Source organism: Roseomonas indoligenes (assembly GCF_017813365.1).
Taxonomy (GTDB): Bacteria; Pseudomonadota; Alphaproteobacteria; order Acetobacterales; family Acetobacteraceae; genus Roseomonas; species Roseomonas indoligenes.
In genome coordinates this window covers 150,092-168,090 of sequence record NZ_JAGIZA010000010.1, presented here as the reverse complement: position 1 = coordinate 168,090, position 17,999 = coordinate 150,092, and the positions used below count along the sequence as shown (strand labels likewise).

Genomic DNA, 17,999 nt, shown 5'->3' with positions numbered 1-17,999 from the left:
GATGCTGCCTCGGGCCATCCGATTCGCGCCTGCCCTCCTCCTGCTGCTGGCGGCCGGTGCCGGGACCGGTGCCAGGGCCGCGCCCTGCGGCGCGCCGGAGGAGCTGATCGAGCCCGAGCCCCTGCCCGCCGCCGCCGCCGCGATCTCCGCCGGCAACCTCCCCGTACTCGTGGTGGGTTCCGCCAGCGTCTCCGGACCCGGCGGCAGCGGGGCGGAGAGCGCCTATCCGGCCCAGCTTCAGGTGCTGCTCGCCCGCGCCTTTCCCGGCGCAAGGGTGGAGGTGGCCGTGCGCGGCGCCCGCGGCACGATGGCGGCCGAGCACCTCACCCTGATCCGGGACGCCCTGTCGGACGGACGGCGCGCCCTGGTCCTCTGGCAGGCCGGAACCGTCGAGACCGTGCGCGGCGCCGATGTGGCGGACCTGACGGACGCCATCCAGGACGGCGCGGAGCGGGTGAAGGAGGCCGGCGGCGACCTGATCCTGCTGGACCCGCAGTGGTCGCGCTTCCTGCGCGCCAATGCCGATGTGGAGTCTTACCGCGACGCCCTGCGGGCTGCGGCGGCAGCCACCGGGACTGGCCTTTTCAGCCGCTATGCCCTGATGAATGCCTGGGCGGAGGCCGGCACGGTGGATGTGGAGCGCGCCCCGCCCGGGCTGAAGGTGGTGGAGGTGGACAAGCTCAACCGCTGCCTGGCCGAAGGGCTGGCGGAGATGATCACCCGCGGCGTGGCGGAGGCGCGGCGCTAGCCGGCCTTGCGCGCCGCGGCGACAGTGTCCGCCAGGATGCGCAGCACCCCCGGGACCCCTTCCCCGGTCGCGCCGGAGATCAGCAGCGGCTCCTTCCCCACGGCGCGCGCCAGGGCCTTGATCCGGCTGGTTTTCGCCTGGGGGGTCATGGCGTCCATCTTGTTCAGCGCCACGATCTCCGGCTTCTCGGAGAGGCCGCCGCCATAGCCCTCCAGTTCAGCGCGCACGGTGCGGTATGCCTGGGCCGGGTCGGCCTGGGTGCCGTCGATCAGGTGCAGCAGCACCGCGCAGCGCTCGATATGGCCGAGGAAGCGGTCGCCCAGCCCCGCGCCCTCATGCGCGCCCTCGATCAGGCCGGGGATGTCGGCGAGCACGAACTCCTCCGTCGCGCTCGGACGGACCACGCCGAGCTGCGGGTGGAGGGTCGTGAAGGGGTAGTCCGCGATCTTGGGGCGGGCGGCGGAGCTGGCGGCCAGGAAGGTGGACTTGCCGGCATTCGGCAGTCCCACCAGCCCGGCATCGGCGATGAGCTTCAGCCGCAGCCAGACCCAGCGCTCCTCACCCGGGTAGCCTTTGTCGGCGCGGCGGGGGGCGCGGTTGGTGCTGGTCTTGAAATGCGCGTTGCCGTGGCCGCCGTCGCCGCCGCGGCAGAGGACCGCGGTCTGGCCGGGCTGGGTCAGGTCCGCCAGCACGGTTTCCTTGTCGTCCGCCAGGATCACGGTGCCCACCGGCACCTTCAGCACCACCTGGTCGGAGGCAGCGCCGGTGCGGTCCGAACCCGCGCCGTTTCCACCCTTGCGGGCCTTGAAATGCTGGGCGTAGCGGTAGTCGATGAGGGTGTTCAGCCCCTCCACCGCCTGGGCGAGCACGTCGCCGCCGCGGCCGCCATTGCCGCCATCCGGGCCGCCGAACTCGATGTACTTCTCGCGCCGGAAGGCGATCACGCCGTCCCCGCCGTCACCGGCCTTCAGATAGACCTTCGCTTCGTCGAGGAACTTCATGGTTCAGATAATCCAAACGAAAACGGGGGCCGACGAGCGGCCCCCGTGATCCGCAGCGCTGGGCTGGGGAGCTTACTCGGCCGCGACGGCCAGCGGCTCCACCGAGACCGCCACGCGGTTGTCGGCCTTGCGCTCGAACTTCACATGCCCATCCACGAGAGCGTGGAGGGAGTGGGTGCGGCCCACCAGCACGTTGCGGCCCGGCATCATCTTCGTGCCGCGCTGGGTCACGATGATGTTGCCGGCGCGCACGGCCTGGCCACCGAAAAGCTTCACGCCGAGGCGCTTACCAGCGGAGTCGCGCCCGTTGCGGGAGGAGCCGCCGGCCTTCTTATGAGCCATCTCTCAGATCTCCTGGTCTTGCTGCCGGCTCAGGCCGCGAAGTCGCCGATCCGCAGCACCGTGAGGTGCTGGCGGTGGCCGTTCTTGCGGCGGCTGTTCTGCCGGCGGCGCTTCTTGAAGATGATCACCTTGTCGCCGCGCTTCTGCTCCAGCACGGTCGCGGTCACGGAGGCACCGGGAACGGTCGGGGCACCGACCTGCAGGCCGCCCTCGCCGCCCAGGGCGAGCACGTCGTGCAGAGTGACGGTCGCGCCAACCTCGGCCTCGAGCTTCTCGACGGTCAACACGGCATTCGGGGTCACGCGGTACTGCTTCCCGCCGGTGCGGATCACTGCGTAGGTCATGGGGATGCGGGTCCGCCTCGTCTCGGCCTGGTTCAGATGCGCTCGTGCAGATACCGGCGCGGCCCGCGCCCAGGACGGGGGACCACACCGGATGAGGGGCGGCGTATAGCGGGGTTGTCACACGGGAGTCAACCACTCCCCTCCCCCGTTCACGCCGCGGTTACGTCCTGCCCTGGGGCCAGCCGCCGCCGGGGCTCGGATTCCGCGGGCCGAGGGCGAGCGGCACTCCTGGTCCCTAGGCCACGCCATGGCCGCCCGGCAACGGCGATAACCCCGTGCCCTCATACCAAGCAGCCGTTCAGCATCGCCCGAAGGGCATCCTCCCGCAGCCGACCGTTCTCGGCGATGAAGACGAGGCGCACCTCCGCGGCCCCCGGCGGAGGGGGCGGTGCCGCGCCGAAGGTCGCGCGCTCCCCCACCATCTGGAACAGCATCGGCCTCTCCTGCCCCTCGAAGCGCAGCACGCCCTTCGCCCGGGCCAGCAGCGGCGCTAGGCGGCTGACCACCAGTTGGAAGCGTGCCGGGGAGAGGGGGCGGTCCGCCGTCCAGCTCAGGGTCTCGAAGCCCGGCGTGGTGAAGCGCGAGGCGGGCGGCGCCGACCGATCCGGCACCTCGGGCGGCTCCTCGTTAAAGAAGAGGTCCCTGGGCACGGCACCGTGGCTCGTCTCCAGCACCGTCCGCGCGGGCAGCAGGGCGGAGAGCCTCCCGCGCACGGCTGCCAGCTCGTCCGCGGTCACGGCATCGGACTTGTTCAGCAGGATGAAGTCGCCCGAGCGCAGCTGGGAGAGCAGCAGCGCCTCCTCCAGCGCCGTGGGCCGGTCCGCCAGCGCCCGCGCATCGGCCACGCAGAGCACCGCGTCCAGGGCCGCCTCCCGCCAGATCACCGGGTCCAGAAGGCTGCGGACGATCTCCGCGGGATCGGAAACCCCGCTCGTCTCGATCACGATCCCCTCCGGCGGCGGGTCCTGCCGCAGCAGCAGGGACAGGGTGCGCAGCAGGTCGCCCTGCAGCGTACAGCAGATGCAGCCGTTCTGCAGGGCAACGATGCCCTCCGCACTGCCCGCCAGCAGCTCGGCATCGATGTTGATGGCGCCGAAGTCGTTCACCACGGCCGCGAGCCGCTTGCCCTGCGCCGCCGCCAGCAGGGCGTTGATCACCGTCGTCTTGCCCGCCCCCAGGAAGCCGGTGACGAGCAGGACGGGAACGGGCATCAGCGCCGGACCGGGCGGCCCGGCCGTGCCGTGGTCTCCAGCGCGCCGTCGGCGATGATCGGGGTGCCGTTCACCAGCACGTGGCGCATGCCCTCCGCCGCGCGGTTCATGTTGCGGAAGTCCGCGCGGTCCCGCAGCGTTTCCGGGTCGAAGGCCACGATATCGGCATCGCAGCCCGGCTGCAGGCGGCCCTTGCGGCGCATCTGCGGCGTGCTCTCCTCCAGCACCCGGGCGGGGATGAGGGTGCATTTCGCGATGCCGTCCAGCAGCGGCATCGCCTTCCGGTCCAGCACGTACTGCCGCAGGAAGCGCGTGAAGGTGCCGGAGGAGCGCGGGTGGGAGGAGGCGTCGGCTGGCAGCGGCCACTCCTCGCCCGTGTAGACGGAGGCGTCCGGCAGGGTCCAGGGCATGGCGTCCGAGGCGATGGCGCCGCCGGGATAGAGAATGGAGACGTCCAGCAGGTCCTGGTGCCGGGGCTGCACGTCCACGTCGAGGAAGTGGAACAGCACGAGGGAGGCCGGCGTCTCCCGCTGCGCCGCCACCAGCTCGTCCCGCGAGGTGAAGCGGTGGCCGGTGGAGACCATCTGCACCGCGCCGTAGTCGCGCCCCGTGCGCTCGGGGAAGGCCGGGTCGGTGAAGAAGGCGGCGCCGAGCACCGTGGAGCCGGAGCCGTAGGGATAGGCCTCCACCGTGATCTTCAGCCCGAGCTCCTGCGCCTTCCGCACCAGCTGCGCGGATCGCTCCACGTCCAGCAGGCTCGTGCTGTTGAAATGGCAGATATGCATGTGCGCGCCGGTGGAGCCGGCATAGCCGATGAGCCGGGTATAGGCCTCGATGGAGCTTTTCGGGTCGACGTTCGACATGTAGGCGATGTGCGTATAGGTCGGCACGCCGCGATCCGCGGCCAGGCTGCAGACCAGCGACATCTCCTTCACGCCGGTGCCGGGGGCATAGGCGCTGGGCAGGCCGATGCCGATGCCGCCCTCATCCAGGCCCTCCCGCACGCGGCGCAGCACCTCCGCCACCTCGGCGTCCGTCGCGACCTCCTCCATCCAGCGGCGCTCGCGCGTGGCACGCCCCATGAAGCCCAGCTCCGGCTCGGGCTCCAGGCCGCTCATCGCCGCGATACGGGCGAAAGCCCAGGCGACGGCGGTGCCGTAGTTCAGCACGCGGCCGGAGCGCGCCTGCTTCCCGTACCAGGCATCCACCGGCAGCACGCCCACCTCCAGCTCCAGCGAGGTGGTCACGCCGTCGAAGGCCTGCATCCGATCGGCGGGGATGGACTGGCCGTGCCCGTGCAGGTCGATGAAGCCTGGCGCCACGCAGAGGCCGGCGGCGTCGATCTCCCGCGCCGCCTCGCCCTCCACCCGTCCGGTCGCGACGATTCGGCCGTCGCGCACGGCCACGTCGCCCGTGGCGTCCAGCCCGGTCTCGGGGTCCAGCAGGCGGCCGTTGCGGAGGATGAGGTCGTGCATCGGTTCAGGCCTTGCGCATGTTCCAGAAGACCGGGGCGGTGCCGGGCAGCACATCCTGCAGGTTCTTCCGATAGGCGGTGGGCTGCTGGATCGTGCCGATGGGAACATAGGGCACGGACTGGAAGGCCTCGCGCTCCATGTCGGCCGCCACTGCCTTCTGCGCGGCCTCGCCGTCCGTGCGCAGCCAGGTGTTGCGCAAGTCTTCCAGCTTCTCGTCGGTGAACCAGCCCGACCAGCCCGCACGGCCATTGCCGCGGAGCGCGAGGTGGGAGGCGGGGCTCATGAATTCCGGCGCGACCGCGGTAGTGTGGAAGATGTTCCACCCGCCCTCCTCGGGCGGCTTCTGGGAGGCGCGGCGCGACAGCACCGTGCCCCAGTCCGTCGCCACCAGTTCCACGTTCATGCCCAGCCGCTTCAACAGGTCCGCCGTCACGTCGCCGAGCGGTGCGAGGAAGGGCATGTCGGTCGGGGAGATGATGACGACCTTGCGGCCATCATAGCCGCTGGCCTTCAGCAGCTCCCGCGCCTTGGCCATGTTGCCCTGCATCACCTCTCCGCCGGCGCCGGAGGAAAGGGGCGTGCCGCAGGGGAAGAAGGCCTTGCACTCGCTGAACAGGGAGGCGTCGCCCACCATGGCCTGCAGGTAGTCCGGCTGGTTCACCGCCTGCAGCACGGCCTGGCGCACCCGCAGGTCGTCGAAGGGCGGGTAGAGGTGGTTGAAGCGCAGCAGCACGTAGACGCCGAGTGGATCGCGGGTGGTGACGGTGACATCGCGGGAGCGGCGGAGGACCGGCAGGAGGTCGGCCGAGGCGTTCTCGATCCAGTCCACCTGCCCGGTGGAGAGCGCCGAGACGGCCGTCGAGGTATCGGGGATGACCTTCCACTCTACGCGGTCGAGGAAGACGCGCTTGCCGCCCGCGGCGCCGTCCGCCGGCTCGCTACGCGGTACGTAGCCGTCAAACTTCGTGTAGACGGACTGGCTGCCCGCCACCCACTCGTCCTTGAGGAAGCGGAAGGGGCCGGAGCCCACGGCCTCCCGGATCTGCTCCTGCGGCGAGGTCCGGGCCAACCGCTCCGGCATCATGAAGGGCACGGGGCTGGAAAGCTTGCCCAGCGCCTCCGCCAGCAGCGGGAAAGGCGCCTTCAGCCGGAAGCGCAGCGTGCGGTCATCCACCGCCGAGAGCTCGTCCGTTGCCGCCATGAGGGTGGCGCCGAAGCCATCCCGCGCGGCCCAGCGGCGGATGCTCGCCACGCAGTCCTGCGCGCGCACGGGCTCGCCATCGTGGAACTTCAGCCCCTCGCGCAGGCGGATGGTCCAGGTCCGGCCCTCATCCGACACCTCGTGCCCCTCGGCCATCTGCGGCCTCAGCTGGAACCGGGAATCCATGCTGTAGAGGGTGTCGTAGACCATGTAGCCGTGGTTCCGGACCACGTAGCCCGTGGTCCAGACCGGATCGAGCGCGGCGAGGTCCGACTGCGGCACGAAGCGCAGCACGCTGCCGCGCTGCGCCACGGCCGGCCGCGCGAGCATGGGCGCGAGGGCTGTCGCGGCGGTGGCGCCCAACAGGGCGCGGCGGGTCGGTGCGGGCATCACGGCGCCTCCGGGTGGGTGTTGGTGGGCACAAAGGGGTCGGCCACGCGGGGCCAGAAGGGGCGGGTGCGCTTGGTGAAGGGAATGTTGGCGTAGTCCGGCGGGATGGCCCCGGGCGCGGCCACGTAGCGGATCTCCCGCGCCACTGGCGCAAAGGCGGCGTGGAAGTGCTGCGTGGACTTCACCACGACGAGGGCCTTGTCATCCAGCGTGATGCCGAGGCCGGTGAAGGCATCGGGCGCGAAGGTCTGCTGCCGCTTGGAGGTGAGGACGATGTCGATGCCGTCCGCCGAGACCCAGGCGCTGGGTCCGAAGCCGGATCGCCCGCCGCTCAGCCCGGTCTGGGTGAAGTCGGGATCGACCTTCCGCACGGTCACCATCAGGTCCACTGGATCGCCGGAGGAGGGGCCGCACTTGCCGCCGATCCGCAGCAGGAAGCTCGCGTCCTCCCCCGCCTCAGCGCAGAAGGCCACGGCCTGGGGGTCCCAGAAGCAGCCGATCACCGCGCCCTTCACGCCCCGGTCCACCAGCCGGCGCAGGATGGCCGTGTTGTCGGAGGGGGCGCCGCCGCCGGCATTGTCCGCCACGTCGGCCAGCACCACCGGCCTGCCCGTGCCGGCCAGCGCGCCCGAGAGCGCATGGTCGATGCCCTCGTCGATCGTGTCGTGGCGGGTGGAGGTCGCCTCCCGCATGGCCCAGACCTCCTCGGCCAGGGTCTTCGCCAGCGCCTGGGCCTTGCCCATGTCGCCATCGGCGATGACGACGGTCTTGGCCCCCACCTCTTCCACGTCGCCCCAGGGAAAGCCGTGGCCGAAGGAGACGGAGAGGATGCCGTCCCTCCCCTCCAGCGCCTGCATGCGCGCGACGAAGGACTTCATCGGCTCGGTCGGCGTGCGCCACATGCTCACCATGCGGCAGTCGTGATAGGCGGTGACCGGGCTCACCTCGCCCCGCGCCGCGCGGGTGCAGAGGAGGTAGAGTTCCTCCGCCCGCTCGGCCATGTCGACATGCGGGTATTCCTTGTAGGTGATGATGGCATCCGCGCTGGTCCGCATCAGCTCCGTCAGATGGCAGTGCAGGTCCAGCTCGATCCCGATCCTCACGGCCGGCCCGACGACCTCGCGCACCCGCGCCAGCGTGTCGCCTTCGCAGTCGTCATAGCCATGCGCCACCATGGCGCCGTGCATGAAGAGCAGCACGACATCCACCGGCCCGGCTTGCCGCAGGTCCTCAAGCAGCATGTCCCGCAGCCCTTCGTAGACATGCCGCAGCGTCGTGCCGGCAGGCTGGGCGAAGGTGCAGATGCTCTCCGCCACCGCGTGCCCATCCGCCTCGGCCATGCGGCGCCAGGTGATGAGGGGCACGTTCCCCGCCACGGGCGGGTTCCGGCTGCCGTCGTTGCGGAACCAGATCCGCCCTTCCTTGAAGCCGGCCCAGCCCGTCGGGATGGGGGAAAAGGTGTTGGTTTCCGTCGCAAGGCCCGCGATGAAGATCCGCATGCTCCCGCACTCCCCCGCCCTTCCGGCCCTGGCCTGTCCGGGGTGAAGCACCTAGGATCGGCCCGAAGTTGACCGATAGTGAAACTGCCTTGCCGGAAACGTCAACATGACCGAGGCCGCCGACCTCACAGCCGGCCGCCCCTCCCTCGGGGAGTGCGTGCGCGCCGCGCGCCAGTCCCAGGGCCTGACCCTGAAGGAGGTCAGTGCCCGCTCCGGCCTCGCCATCTCCACCCTCTCGAAGGTGGAGAACGGGCAGATGTCCCTCACCTACGACAAGCTGCTCGCCCTCAGCGAAGGCCTTCGCGTCAGCGTCGCCACGCTGTTCGAGGCGCCGTCCGCCACCCGCCCCGTCACCGCACGCCGCAGCATCAGCCGGGCCGGAGGGGGCCGCCGCCTGCGGACGGACTGGTACGAGTACCTGTACCAGTTCACCGACATAGCCCGGAAACGCATGATCCCGATCATGGCGGAGTTGCATGCCCGCTCGATCGCCGAGTTCGGCGACCTCATCCGCCATACGGGCGAGGAGTACTGCTACGTCCTGGAGGGCAAGGTGGAGGTGCATACGGAGTTCTACGAGCCCGACCTGCTGGAGCCCGGGGACGGCATCTACCTCGACAGCACCATGGGCCACGCCTACCTCAATGCCGGCGAAGGCGCGGCGCGGGCCATTGTCGTCTGCTCCGGCATTGACCCGGACCTTGATGCTGCCCTGATCGCCCTCCTCAGCGGACGATTGCGCGGCGCGGCGTCCTCCTAGGCGGATGGGTCGGCCGGCGGAAAGCGGTCTCGGCCCCTTGCGGCGGGCTCAGCCCGGCACAGACCCTGGCGACATCGCCACGGAGAGCCTGAAGCCGCGCAGGAGGCTCGCCTCCTCCTCCGGCGCATCGGCCGGCATCAGCACGACGGGCGAACTTTCCCCCATCTGCGAGAGCATCTCGGGCAGGCAGATGGCCGTGACCAGACCCCGGAGATAGCCGGTCTCCTCCCTTGCATCGGCGCCGAACGACACCGTCGCCGTCCCCTCCGGCACGGGCAGGGCCTCATCCCCGGACACGAAGCTGAAGCCACGGACGGCAAGCCCGCCGCCCTTCCTCTCCACGACCCATCCCTCGATCCCAGGCGCACCCGCCCCGTCCTGCCGGTGAGCTTCGAGCCAGAACAGCGGCGGCAGGGCGTCCAGCACGGCGGGCGAGCGCGACATCTCGGCAGAGGCCAGCCCGCGCGCCAGGGCGGCGATGTCGTCGTCGACCGCGAGGGCGGGCGCTCGCTCGGAGCGCAGGCGCCGCGCCGCCCGCCGCACGTCGATCGGTGCGTCCTCGCCGAGCATGACGGCCAGCAGGCTGCCCGCAGGGTACGTCATCCTCGGCCTAACCTGCATCGAGCGCCTTCTCCGTCATGCCCCGGGTGAAACGCGGCGCCAACGGCCCGTGTAATCGCCCCGGCACAGACCCCGCCAACACGATGCGGCGGGACTGGCCCACCGGTGCCACGACCAAGGATGGCGCGCTACCCCAAGGCCGGACACATCCCGGATGCGCGGCCCCTGCCCAGCCTATCCCACGCTTCAGGCCGCCGGCTTGGTGTGCTCGGCCAGCACGGGGCGGGTGTCGCCGGTCTCGATCAGGGTCCGGGTGGCGTCGATCCGGGCGTAGGTCCAGAGGATCCGCATGCCCTCGGTCTTGGACGCGTTGATGAAGCGGTGCGGCACGCCCTCGGGGATCCAGGAGATGTCGCCGGCCTTCACCTCGTGCCGCTCGCCGTCGATCTCGGCGATGGCATTGCCCTCCAGCAGCAGCACGCTTTCCTCGCAATTGTGGGAGTGCAGCGGGATGGACGCGCCGGGCGCGAAGATTGTCATGCCGTTGAGGAAGCTCCTGGCGCCGATACCGGGCGTGACGAGGGGAATGGTCTTGGCCCCGCCACCGCGCTCATAGGCCGTCATCTCGCTGGGATAGAGCACGACGCCCTTGCTGCTCGCGGTGGTCATCCGTCGATCATCCTCTCTCGTTCCGACGCCGGCGGCGCCGCTCAGTTGAGCTGGATATTAAACTCGTGCGTCAGCGCGCTCCAGCGTGCGACATCCTCCGCCAGGTAGGAGCCGAAGGCCTCCGGGCTGTCGCTCGGCGTCGTGCGCACGGCCTGGCGATCCAGGGCGGCCACCACGTCCGGATCGCGCAGGATGGCCACGACATGGCGGTGCAGCGTGGCGATGAGAGGGGCAGGCGTGCCGGCCGGCGCGAAGAGGCCGTTCCAAAGGGTGGTGACGAGATCCGGGAAACCCGCCTCCACCGTGGTCGGCGTGTCCGGGTAGGCGGAAAGGCGCCCGCGCGCGACGACCGCCAGGGGCCGCATGCGCCCGGCCTCGATATGCGGCGCCGCCGCGGAAACGTTGAACTCGGTGATCTGCGCGTCGCCGCGCAGCAGGACCGGCACGATCTCCCCCGCACCGCGAAGCGGCAGGTGGACCAGGCTGATGCCCGCGCGCCTGGCGAAGGTCTCGAGGTCGATGTGCTGGTAGGACCCAACGCCGGCCGAGGCGTAGACGAGCGGCCGGGAACTGGCCTTGGCGCGCGCGACGAAGTCGGAGAGGGAGGTAGCGGGAAAGTCCGCCGGGGCGAGGAAGAACTGCGGTGCCTCGATCAGGTTGGTGATCGGGGCCAGCCCGCGGGAGGGCACCAGGGCCCGGTCCGGCCCCGCCATGGCCGAGTTGATCGCGTGGGTGGACACGTTGTTGACGATCAGCGTGTGCCCATCGGGGCGCTCGCGCATGACGTAGTCATTGGCGATCCAGCCATTCGCGCCCGGCCGGTTCTCGACGACCACGTTGCCGCCGATCAGCTTCGACAACGGATCGGCAATCACCCGCGCGATCAGGTCGGTGGTGCCGCCGGGCACGAGCGGGACGATCAGCCGCACCGGGCGGGATGGCCAGGATTGGGCGCGAGCCGCGCGCGGCAGTCCCGGAACTGAAAGTCCCGCCAGCCCGGCGGCGCCGAGCAGGAGGCGGCGTGTGGTCCTGGACATATCTGGTTCCTCCCGACGATCTCGGCTCTCCGGCCGTTTCTGGGGCGACGCGCTATTCCATGCGGATGCCCGCTGCGCGGACGATCTCGCCCATCCTCGCGTAATCCTGGGCCAGCGCCGTGCCGAAGGCCTCCGGCGTATTGCCGACCACCTCGTAACCCAGCCCTTCCAGCCGGCTCCGCACCGCCGGCATCGCCAGCGTGTCGCGCAGCGCCGCGTTCAGGCGCGCGATGATCGCGGGCGGCGTGCCGGCGGGGGCGAGGAAGGCGCCCCAGGTGAAGAAGCTGAAGCCGGGCAGGGTCTCGGCGACCGTCGGCGTGTCCGGGAAGGATTCGATCCGCGCGGGGCCGGCGGTGGCGAGCATGCGGAGCTGTCCGTCGCGCACGTAGGCGTTGGGCGTGGGCAGCCCGAAGAAGCCGTAGGGCACCTCGCCCGCCGTGACGGCGACAAGGGCCGGCGTCGCGCCGCGGTAGGAGATGTGGTTCATCCGCACGCCCGCCGCGCGCAGCAGCATCTCCATGGCGATGTGCTGCGGGCTGCCGGCGCCGCCGGAGGCGAAGTCGATCCCGCCCGGCCGGGCGCGGGCCGCGGCGATCATCCCCGCCAGGTCCCGCGCGGGCGCCGAGGGGTGCGCGACCAGCCCCCAGCGGATCCGCACGATCTGGCCGACCGGCGCCAAGTCCTTCAGCGGGTCGTAGCCGGCCGCAGGATGGATGTTGGGCAGCGCGGTGACGACCGCGTCATTGACGGCGAGCAGGGTGTAGCCGTCCGGCGCGGCCCGCGCCCCGGTCCGCATGCCCGCGAGGCCGGAGGCGCCGGTCTGGTTCTCGATCACCAGGCGTTGGCCCAGCAGGTCGCCCATGCCTTCGGCCACGATGCGGACGACAACGTCCACGGCGCTGCCGGCCGCCAGCGGCTCGATCACCCGGATGGGCCGGTCGGGATAGGCCGCCTGCGCCGCCGCCCCGCCCGCCGAGAGAGCCGTCACCGCGACGGCCAGAAGCCACCGGCGCACCCTGCCCGCCATCGTGTTTCCTCCGGCCGCGGTGGTCCGCGCCCAATTGTGTTATGACGATACATGACCTATCCATCGTGCCCCTTGTCAAGCGCGTGGATGCGGGTGGATGAAGTCAGGGCAGGTACCGGCGGGCGAGAGGTCCGGGAGTGATGGCCCGCCCGTGCTGCGGCCCATGCGCGGTGGCCCGGCCATCCCCCGCTGGCTGCAGCTGAAGCACGCGCTGCGCGACCTCGTCACCTTCGATCTCGGCCCCGGTGACCGCATCCCGACGGAGGCGGAGTTGGGGCAGCGCTACGGCCTGTCCCGGATCACGGTGCGCCAAGCCGTCACCTCCCTCGTGGATGAGGGGCTGCTGCACCGCCAGCAGGGCCGAGGCACCTTCGTGCGGCTGGCCCGGCGCGAGGCGCCCCTACAGAAGCCCGGACACTTCCTGGCCAGCGCCTTCGACGAGGCGTCGTCGGGCAAGATGCGCGTCCACGCGGCGGAAACGGTGCCGGCACCGAACTGGGTGGCCTCCCGCCTGGGGATCGCGGCCGATGCGCCGGTGCACAAGCTCCGCCGGGTCCTGGACCGTGACGGCGGGCCCGTCGCGATCCGCACAAGCTTCGTGCCGGCAGCCCTGGCGCCGGATCTGCTGAGCGCCGATCTCTCGCCGCCCCTGCATCTTGTGCTGGAGGAGGTTTTCGGCCTCGTCGCGCGGGAGGCGCAGGAGCGGATCGAGGTGATCCGGGCCGATTCCTTCCGCGCGGGGCTGCTGGCGATCGCCGAGCACGAGCCGCTGGTCATGACCGAGCGCGTGGCCGCCGATGCCGTCGGGCAGGCGATCGAGTGCGCGCGGACCTATTACCGCGCAGACAGCTTCTCCTTCACGCGCACGCTGCGCCGGGGCGAGGTCCGTCCCGTGCGGCCTTGACCGGGCCGGAAGCATTCGTCCTATAACGTCATAGGACGGCGGCACGAGACCGCGACGAGGGGATCGCCATGGCAGTGATCGACGCGCACACGCACATCCTTACGGAGGCCATGATCGCGGCCATCGCCGGCGCCGTTCCCGGCCTGGCGCCGCGCCTGACGCGGCTGGACGACGAGGCGGGAATCCTCGAGATCCTGGATGTCCGGCAGAACCCCTTCCCCCGCGCGGCCTGGGACCTGGAGCGTCGCTTCGCTGACATGACCAGACAGCGGGTGGACATGCACGTGGTCTGCAACATTCCCCACACCTTCCTCTACGAGGCGGATGCGGGCGGGGCGGACACGGTGTCCGAGATCCAGAACGAGTCGATCGGCGCGCTCTGCCGCGAGCATCCCGACCGCTTCATCGGCCTCGCCACCGCCCCGATGCAGGACCCCGCCCGCGCCGCCGCCACGCTGGAGCGGGCCGTGACGGCGCACGGGCTGCGCGGCCTGCATCTCGGCTCCAACATCGCCGGGCGGAACCTGGACGATCCCGCGCTGGACGCGGTGTGGGAAGTGGCGGACCGCCACGGGCTGCTCGTGCTCGTGCACCCGCACAAGGTCGTCGCGGCCGAGCGGATGCGCGGCTACTACCTCACCAACCTCATCGGGAATCCGCTGGAGACAACGATCGCCGCGGCCTCCCTCGTCTTCGGCGGGGTGATCGAGCGGCACCCGCGCATCCGCTTCCTCCTCTCCCATGCCGGCGGCTTCGTGCCCTTCCAGGCCGGCCGCTTCCGCCACGGCTGGCGCGTGCGGCCGGAACCGAAGGCGCGGCTGAAGGGCGATCCGGCCGAGAGCCTGGACCGGCTGTTCTACGACAGCATCACCCACGCGCCCGGCCCCCTGCGCTTCCTGCTGGAGGAGGTCGGGCCGGAACGGATCCTCTTCGGCACCGACTACCCCTTCGACATGGGCACGACCCGGGGTGTGGAAGAGGTGGAGGAGGCGATCGCGGACCCTGCGGCGCGGGACGCCATCCTCTCGGGCAATGTCCGGCGCCTCCTCGGGCTGGAGGGCTGAGCCGTGGGGGAGGAGGAGGCCGGGGCGCCCCGGCACGGCGCGGCGGTGCTGGTCGGCTTCGCGGCCGAGGTGCTGGCCGCCGCGGGCATGCGGGCGGAGGAGGCGCGGCGCGTCGCCGAGCTGATGGTGGAGGCGGACCTGACCGGCGCCGACGCCCACGGCATCTTCCGCCTGCCGCAGTACCTGCGCCGGATGCGGGCGGGCGGCATGAACCCGCGGCCGGAGATCGCGGTGCGCCGCCTGGCGCCGGCCGTGGCGATGGTGGAGGGCGATAACGGCCCCGGCCACCTGGTGATGTCGAAGGCGGGCGAGACGGCGATCGCCATCGCACGGGAGAGCGGCATCGCCTGGGTGGGCGCGCGCCGCTCCAACCATGCCGGATCGGGCGCGGTGCATGCCTGCCTGCCGCTCACGGCGGGGATGATCGGCATCTACACGGTGGTGGCCAGCGCCAACCACATGGCCCCCTGGGGCGGCACGGAGTCGCTGCTGGGCACGAACCCGCTGGCGATCGCCATGCCCATGGGGGAGGACGATCCCGTCGTGCTCGACATGGCCACGACAGTCGTCTCCTACGGCACCGTGAAGGGCCACGCCATGCGCGGCAAGCCGATGCCGGAGGGCTGGATGATCGACGCCCGCACCGGTGAGCCGCTGACCGACCCGAAGCGCAGCCACGAGGGCATCCTGCTTCCCGTCGGCGGCTACAAGGGCAGCGGGCTGGCCCTGGTGCTCGGCCTGTTGGCCGGGCCGCTGAACCGCGCCGCCTTCGGGCGCGACGTGGTGGACTTCAACGCCGACGAGCGCACGGTGACGGAGACGGGCCACGTGCTCATCGCGCTCGACGTCTCGCGCTTCCTAGACCCGGCAGCCTTCCAGGCGGAGGTGCGGCGCCACCTGGAAGACCTGCGGAACTCCGCGCGCCTGCCCGGGGTGGATCGCATCCGCACGCCGGGCGAGTTGCGGGGTGAGCGGCGGCGGGAGCGTGCCGCGCGGGGTGTCGCCCTGCCCGCGGCCCTCGTCGCGCAACTCGACCGGCTGGCCGCCGAGGCCGGCGTGGCGTCGCTGGTAGCGCGCTGACCCGATCCACCGCCACCCCGCTCACGAACCCGCTTTGCGGATCGGCCTTTCTCTGCCCGGCGGGCTGATCCCGTTCGGCCGTGGACGCCCCGGCGGCCGCGCCGCTAATGAACGCGCGTTTCCGTCTTCCTCGAACACCTAGCGGAGGCAGCTCCGAAGGGCATTCCTGACGAGCTGGCGACCTCTGTCGGAATCCGAAAAGCCCGTGCAGTTCCCTGCCCAGCCGCGACCGCCAGCACGACAGAGCGCCACGGCCTCCGAGTCCTCCGGGACTGGGTAAAGCCGACACTCGCAGGTCGCGGGCCAGTGCCGGCCTTGACGAGGCACTCGCGCCCTCGGTAGGACGGGCCTCCGGCACGGTCCGGAGAGGTGCCAGAGTGGCCGATTGGGCCGGTCTCGAAAACCGGAGTAGGGGCAACCCTACCGTGGGTTCGAATCCCACCCTCTCCGCCACTTTCCGTTGCCCCTACATCCTTCCCCTTCCCGCCAAGTCCTATAACCCGGGTGGCTCCGTGCCCTGCAGAGGGTCGTAGGGGTCTCGATTCTTCCTTTTCCACCCCGGCGCATGAACGAGAGGGGAAGCAACCGGGCGACGGAGGGCGGCCATGCTCGGGGATCGGGAGTTCGAAGCTGCCGAGAAGCGCGCCAAGTTCCCCCGGGCAGACGGTGACGGGCTCTCGCTGAAGGTCATGCCCAGCAAGGCTGCGGGAACTTCCAGACGCGTGGGAGATCCTTTCGCCAGCGCCGCGGCAGTTGAGGCCCGCACGGGGCCTCGCAAATTCGAGTCCGGAACGAGATGGCGAGCTTCCGCGATATTTCTTGATCGCCGATCCGAGCCCGATGGACCGAGGTGTGATGTGGGCTGACACCAGCCCGGGCAAGCCCAGATTGACTGCCTCAGCCCGATCAGACGCTGCGGTCAGGCGCCCCTAGGCGCACTTCCTCATGGGCATGGCTTCCATCCGCACCGTGTCCCGCCAGCGATCCCGCCAGGCTGCAAGACGAGCCTTCATTTCGCTCGGCGGGGCCAGTTCTGCGATCAGCACCAGTCCGACATCTCGCAGCACGTATCTGGGCAAGTCCGCTCCATTGAAGCGGGCAACCAGATCCGTCAGCAGCAGATCAATCTCCTCTCGCGCTTCGCGAGACGAAGTCGGTTCGCACCTCATCAAAGCGCCCTCGTTGATGCGGCCTACCGCCCTCGTTGGATCTGCACCCCTCAGGGCCTGGGATCGCCTTCGTCAGCGTTAAGTCGTTCTCAATCGAAAATCAAGAAAATGTGAAGTGCCTGGCCCCCTTGCGGCTACTGCCGATCCGATCTGGCCTCCTGGCCGGGCATCGTGCAGCGCATCGTCACTGTCACCTCGTCCCTTCTGCTGGTGCTCATGCTGGTGGCGCGGATCTTCATCCAGATCCCGCCCGAGAAATGGGACAATTCGGCGTTGTTGCACAAAGCTGCCGGTAGTCCTGGATACGCAATGGCCGGACACGCCTCGGAAGGCACGGGCAGGCGCGGCCGTTCTCGCGTCTACACGGACGCGGCGATCCAGACGGTGCTGACGCTGAAGGTGCTGTATCAGCTGCTGCTGCGGGCGGCCCCGGAGCCGGGTGGGAGGCTTGCGGGCCTGGACTGGAAGGCGCCGCACGACAGCAACCTCTCACGACGGCAGAACGACCTGACCGTCGAGGTATCCTACTGCGCCCGGGCGGCCCCTTGCACCTCGTCATCGCACGCCTCAAGCGCCTCTCGCCCCGCGGCCCCGCCCGTCAGGTTGCCGAGATTCAGATCCGCTGCGCCATCCTCAACACCTTCAACGCCGTTAATACGCCCGACACCGTCGCTGCAGCCTGATCAACCCATCAAAGACTGAGCCTTGTCCTCACATTGACCCCCGCAACCGTGTCTCAAACAGATGAGCGGTACCGTGCCGGCGCTCCGGCTCGCTCCAGTCGCTGCGGAAGGTGAGGAACGCCCGGCGCCGTACTTCCGGGATTTCTTGTTCCGCGAACGTGGACCGGGAGTCGATCCACGGGGCAGAGAACCGTTCCGCCCATTCCGGAAGCGTTCCACCGAATTGAACCGGGCAACGGTGTGGACGGCGCCGCAAAGCTTCGCCAGGAAACAGCGGGGTAGGCGGACCGGGCGGGCCCGGGGCTGGCGAGGGACTTCCTGCTCGACCTGACCGAGTTCTTCGTCGCCCGGGCGGTGCCGCTGGACGTGGAGATGGCACCCCATGCCGCGCCCGCGGCACCGGAGGCGGACCAGGCCACGCCCTACCCCGGCGGAAGCGCGGTCCGCCCCGCCTTCACCACGTAGCGTCGCGGCGTCGCCACCGCCTGGCCCCGCCGCACCACGTCGCGCAGCGCTTCGTCCCGCGCCACCACCCAGTCCACGGGCACGGCGCGCGCGGCAATGCCGCCGCCGCGCCAGTCGAAGGCGAGCCGGGTCCAGAGCACGAATCCATCCGGTGCGGGCTCGCCGGAAGCGATACCGAGGCTGAACGGGCCTCCCTGCGCGGCCCGGGCGCGGGCATGGCCCAGCAGCGTCAGTCCCGGCAGGGCGAGAACCCCGCGGCGCAGGAGCAGAAGCCCTTGTACCGACATCCTCGTCCGCTGTTCCGGTTAGTCCGTGGTTTCCCGCTTACACCACCGACGCGCCGGGTGGGGTGACATCCCGATTTCCTTG

18 protein-coding genes and 1 tRNA gene are annotated in these 17,999 nt (G+C 70.7%); 7 read left to right on the top strand and 12 right to left on the bottom strand.

The window, feature by feature from the left end; translation table 11 throughout:
• Position 1: 1 nt before the first annotated feature.
• Positions 2–748, top strand: coding sequence for an SGNH/GDSL hydrolase family protein (locus J5Y10_RS17015; RefSeq protein ID WP_209375222.1), 747 nt, complete (start codon positions 2–4; stop codon positions 746–748).
• Here J5Y10_RS17015 and obgE read toward each other — a convergent pair.
• The 7 genes from obgE to J5Y10_RS16980 form a co-directional block, all read right to left on the bottom strand.
• Positions 745–1,749 carry a GTPase ObgE gene (obgE, locus tag J5Y10_RS17010; protein WP_209375221.1) on the bottom strand — a complete coding sequence of 335 codons (1,005 nt, stop codon included), beginning with the start codon at positions 1,747–1,749 and terminating at the stop codon, positions 745–747. The two genes, J5Y10_RS17015 and obgE, sit on opposite strands and share 4 nt — an antisense overlap.
• 72 nt (positions 1,750–1,821) lie before the next feature.
• Positions 1,822–2,091, bottom strand: coding sequence for a 50S ribosomal protein L27 (rpmA, locus tag J5Y10_RS17005; RefSeq protein WP_209375220.1), 270 nt, complete (start codon positions 2,089–2,091; stop codon positions 1,822–1,824).
• Positions 2,092–2,120: 29 nt separating this feature from the next.
• Positions 2,121–2,435, bottom strand: coding sequence for a 50S ribosomal protein L21 (gene rplU, locus J5Y10_RS17000; RefSeq protein ID WP_209375219.1), 315 nt, complete (start codon positions 2,433–2,435; stop codon positions 2,121–2,123).
• Positions 2,436–2,716: 281 nt separating this feature from the next.
• A complete protein-coding gene (locus tag J5Y10_RS16995) occupies positions 2,717–3,646 on the bottom strand; it encodes a CobW family GTP-binding protein (RefSeq protein WP_209375218.1) in 930 nt (309 codons plus the stop codon).
• Complete coding sequence (locus J5Y10_RS16990; RefSeq protein WP_209375217.1) at positions 3,646–5,121, bottom strand: amidohydrolase family protein; 1,476 nt, start codon at positions 5,119–5,121, stop codon at positions 3,646–3,648. The genes J5Y10_RS16995 and J5Y10_RS16990 overlap by 1 nt, the downstream gene beginning before the upstream one ends.
• 4 nt (positions 5,122–5,125) lie before the next feature.
• Positions 5,126–6,712: an ABC transporter substrate-binding protein gene (locus tag J5Y10_RS16985; RefSeq protein WP_209375216.1), complete on the bottom strand. Its 1,587-nt coding sequence runs from the start codon at positions 6,710–6,712 to the stop codon at positions 5,126–5,128.
• Positions 6,712–8,211 (bottom strand): M81 family metallopeptidase, encoded by a 1,500-nt coding sequence (locus tag J5Y10_RS16980; protein ID WP_209375215.1) that lies wholly within the window; start codon positions 8,209–8,211, stop codon positions 6,712–6,714. The genes J5Y10_RS16985 and J5Y10_RS16980 overlap by 1 nt, the downstream gene beginning before the upstream one ends.
• Before the next feature lie 106 nt (positions 8,212–8,317).
• Here J5Y10_RS16980 and J5Y10_RS16975 point away from each other — a divergent pair, with 106 nt between their 5' ends.
• The gene (locus tag J5Y10_RS16975; protein ID WP_209375214.1) at positions 8,318–8,971 is read left to right on the top strand and encodes a helix-turn-helix domain-containing protein; all 654 of its coding nucleotides are present in this window, start codon (positions 8,318–8,320) and stop codon (positions 8,969–8,971) included.
• Positions 8,972–9,019: 48 nt separating this feature from the next.
• Here the strand turns inward: J5Y10_RS16975 and J5Y10_RS16970 are convergent, their stop codons facing one another.
• The 4 genes from J5Y10_RS16970 to J5Y10_RS16955 form a co-directional block, all read right to left on the bottom strand.
• The gene (locus J5Y10_RS16970) at positions 9,020–9,574 is read right to left on the bottom strand and encodes a hypothetical protein (protein ID WP_209375213.1); all 555 of its coding nucleotides are present in this window, start codon (positions 9,572–9,574) and stop codon (positions 9,020–9,022) included.
• A gap of 204 nt (positions 9,575–9,778) precedes the next feature.
• Positions 9,779–10,201: a cupin domain-containing protein gene (locus J5Y10_RS16965; RefSeq protein ID WP_209375212.1), complete on the bottom strand. Its 423-nt coding sequence runs from the start codon at positions 10,199–10,201 to the stop codon at positions 9,779–9,781.
• 41 nt (positions 10,202–10,242) lie between these two features.
• Positions 10,243–11,238 carry a Bug family tripartite tricarboxylate transporter substrate binding protein gene (locus J5Y10_RS16960; RefSeq protein ID WP_209375211.1) on the bottom strand — a complete coding sequence of 332 codons (996 nt, stop codon included), beginning with the start codon at positions 11,236–11,238 and terminating at the stop codon, positions 10,243–10,245.
• 52 nt (positions 11,239–11,290) lie between these two features.
• The gene (locus J5Y10_RS16955) at positions 11,291–12,265 is read right to left on the bottom strand and encodes a Bug family tripartite tricarboxylate transporter substrate binding protein (RefSeq protein WP_209375210.1); all 975 of its coding nucleotides are present in this window, start codon (positions 12,263–12,265) and stop codon (positions 11,291–11,293) included.
• Positions 12,266–12,416: 151 nt separating this feature from the next.
• On the opposite strand from J5Y10_RS16955, the gene J5Y10_RS16950 reads away from it, so the two are divergent.
• From J5Y10_RS16950 to J5Y10_RS16930, 5 genes are all read left to right on the top strand, one after another.
• Positions 12,417–13,169 (top strand): GntR family transcriptional regulator, encoded by a 753-nt coding sequence (locus J5Y10_RS16950; protein WP_209375209.1) that lies wholly within the window; start codon positions 12,417–12,419, stop codon positions 13,167–13,169.
• Between the two features lie 68 nt (positions 13,170–13,237).
• The gene (locus J5Y10_RS16945; RefSeq protein WP_209375208.1) at positions 13,238–14,233 is read left to right on the top strand and encodes an amidohydrolase family protein; all 996 of its coding nucleotides are present in this window, start codon (positions 13,238–13,240) and stop codon (positions 14,231–14,233) included.
• 3 nt (positions 14,234–14,236) lie between these two features.
• Positions 14,237–15,313, top strand: coding sequence for an Ldh family oxidoreductase (locus J5Y10_RS16940; protein ID WP_209375207.1), 1,077 nt, complete (start codon positions 14,237–14,239; stop codon positions 15,311–15,313).
• A gap of 363 nt (positions 15,314–15,676) precedes the next feature.
• A tRNA-Ser gene (locus tag J5Y10_RS16935) sits at positions 15,677–15,766 on the top strand.
• A gap of 887 nt (positions 15,767–16,653) precedes the next feature.
• Positions 16,654–17,184, top strand: coding sequence for a transposase (locus J5Y10_RS16930; RefSeq protein WP_209375206.1), 531 nt, complete (start codon positions 16,654–16,656; stop codon positions 17,182–17,184).
• A 403-nt stretch (positions 17,185–17,587) separates the two neighbouring features.
• Here the strand turns inward: J5Y10_RS16930 and J5Y10_RS16925 are convergent, their stop codons facing one another.
• Positions 17,588–17,917 carry a PhoD-like phosphatase N-terminal domain-containing protein gene (locus J5Y10_RS16925; RefSeq protein ID WP_209375205.1) on the bottom strand — a complete coding sequence of 110 codons (330 nt, stop codon included), beginning with the start codon at positions 17,915–17,917 and terminating at the stop codon, positions 17,588–17,590.
• Positions 17,918–17,999: the final 82 nt, after the last annotated feature.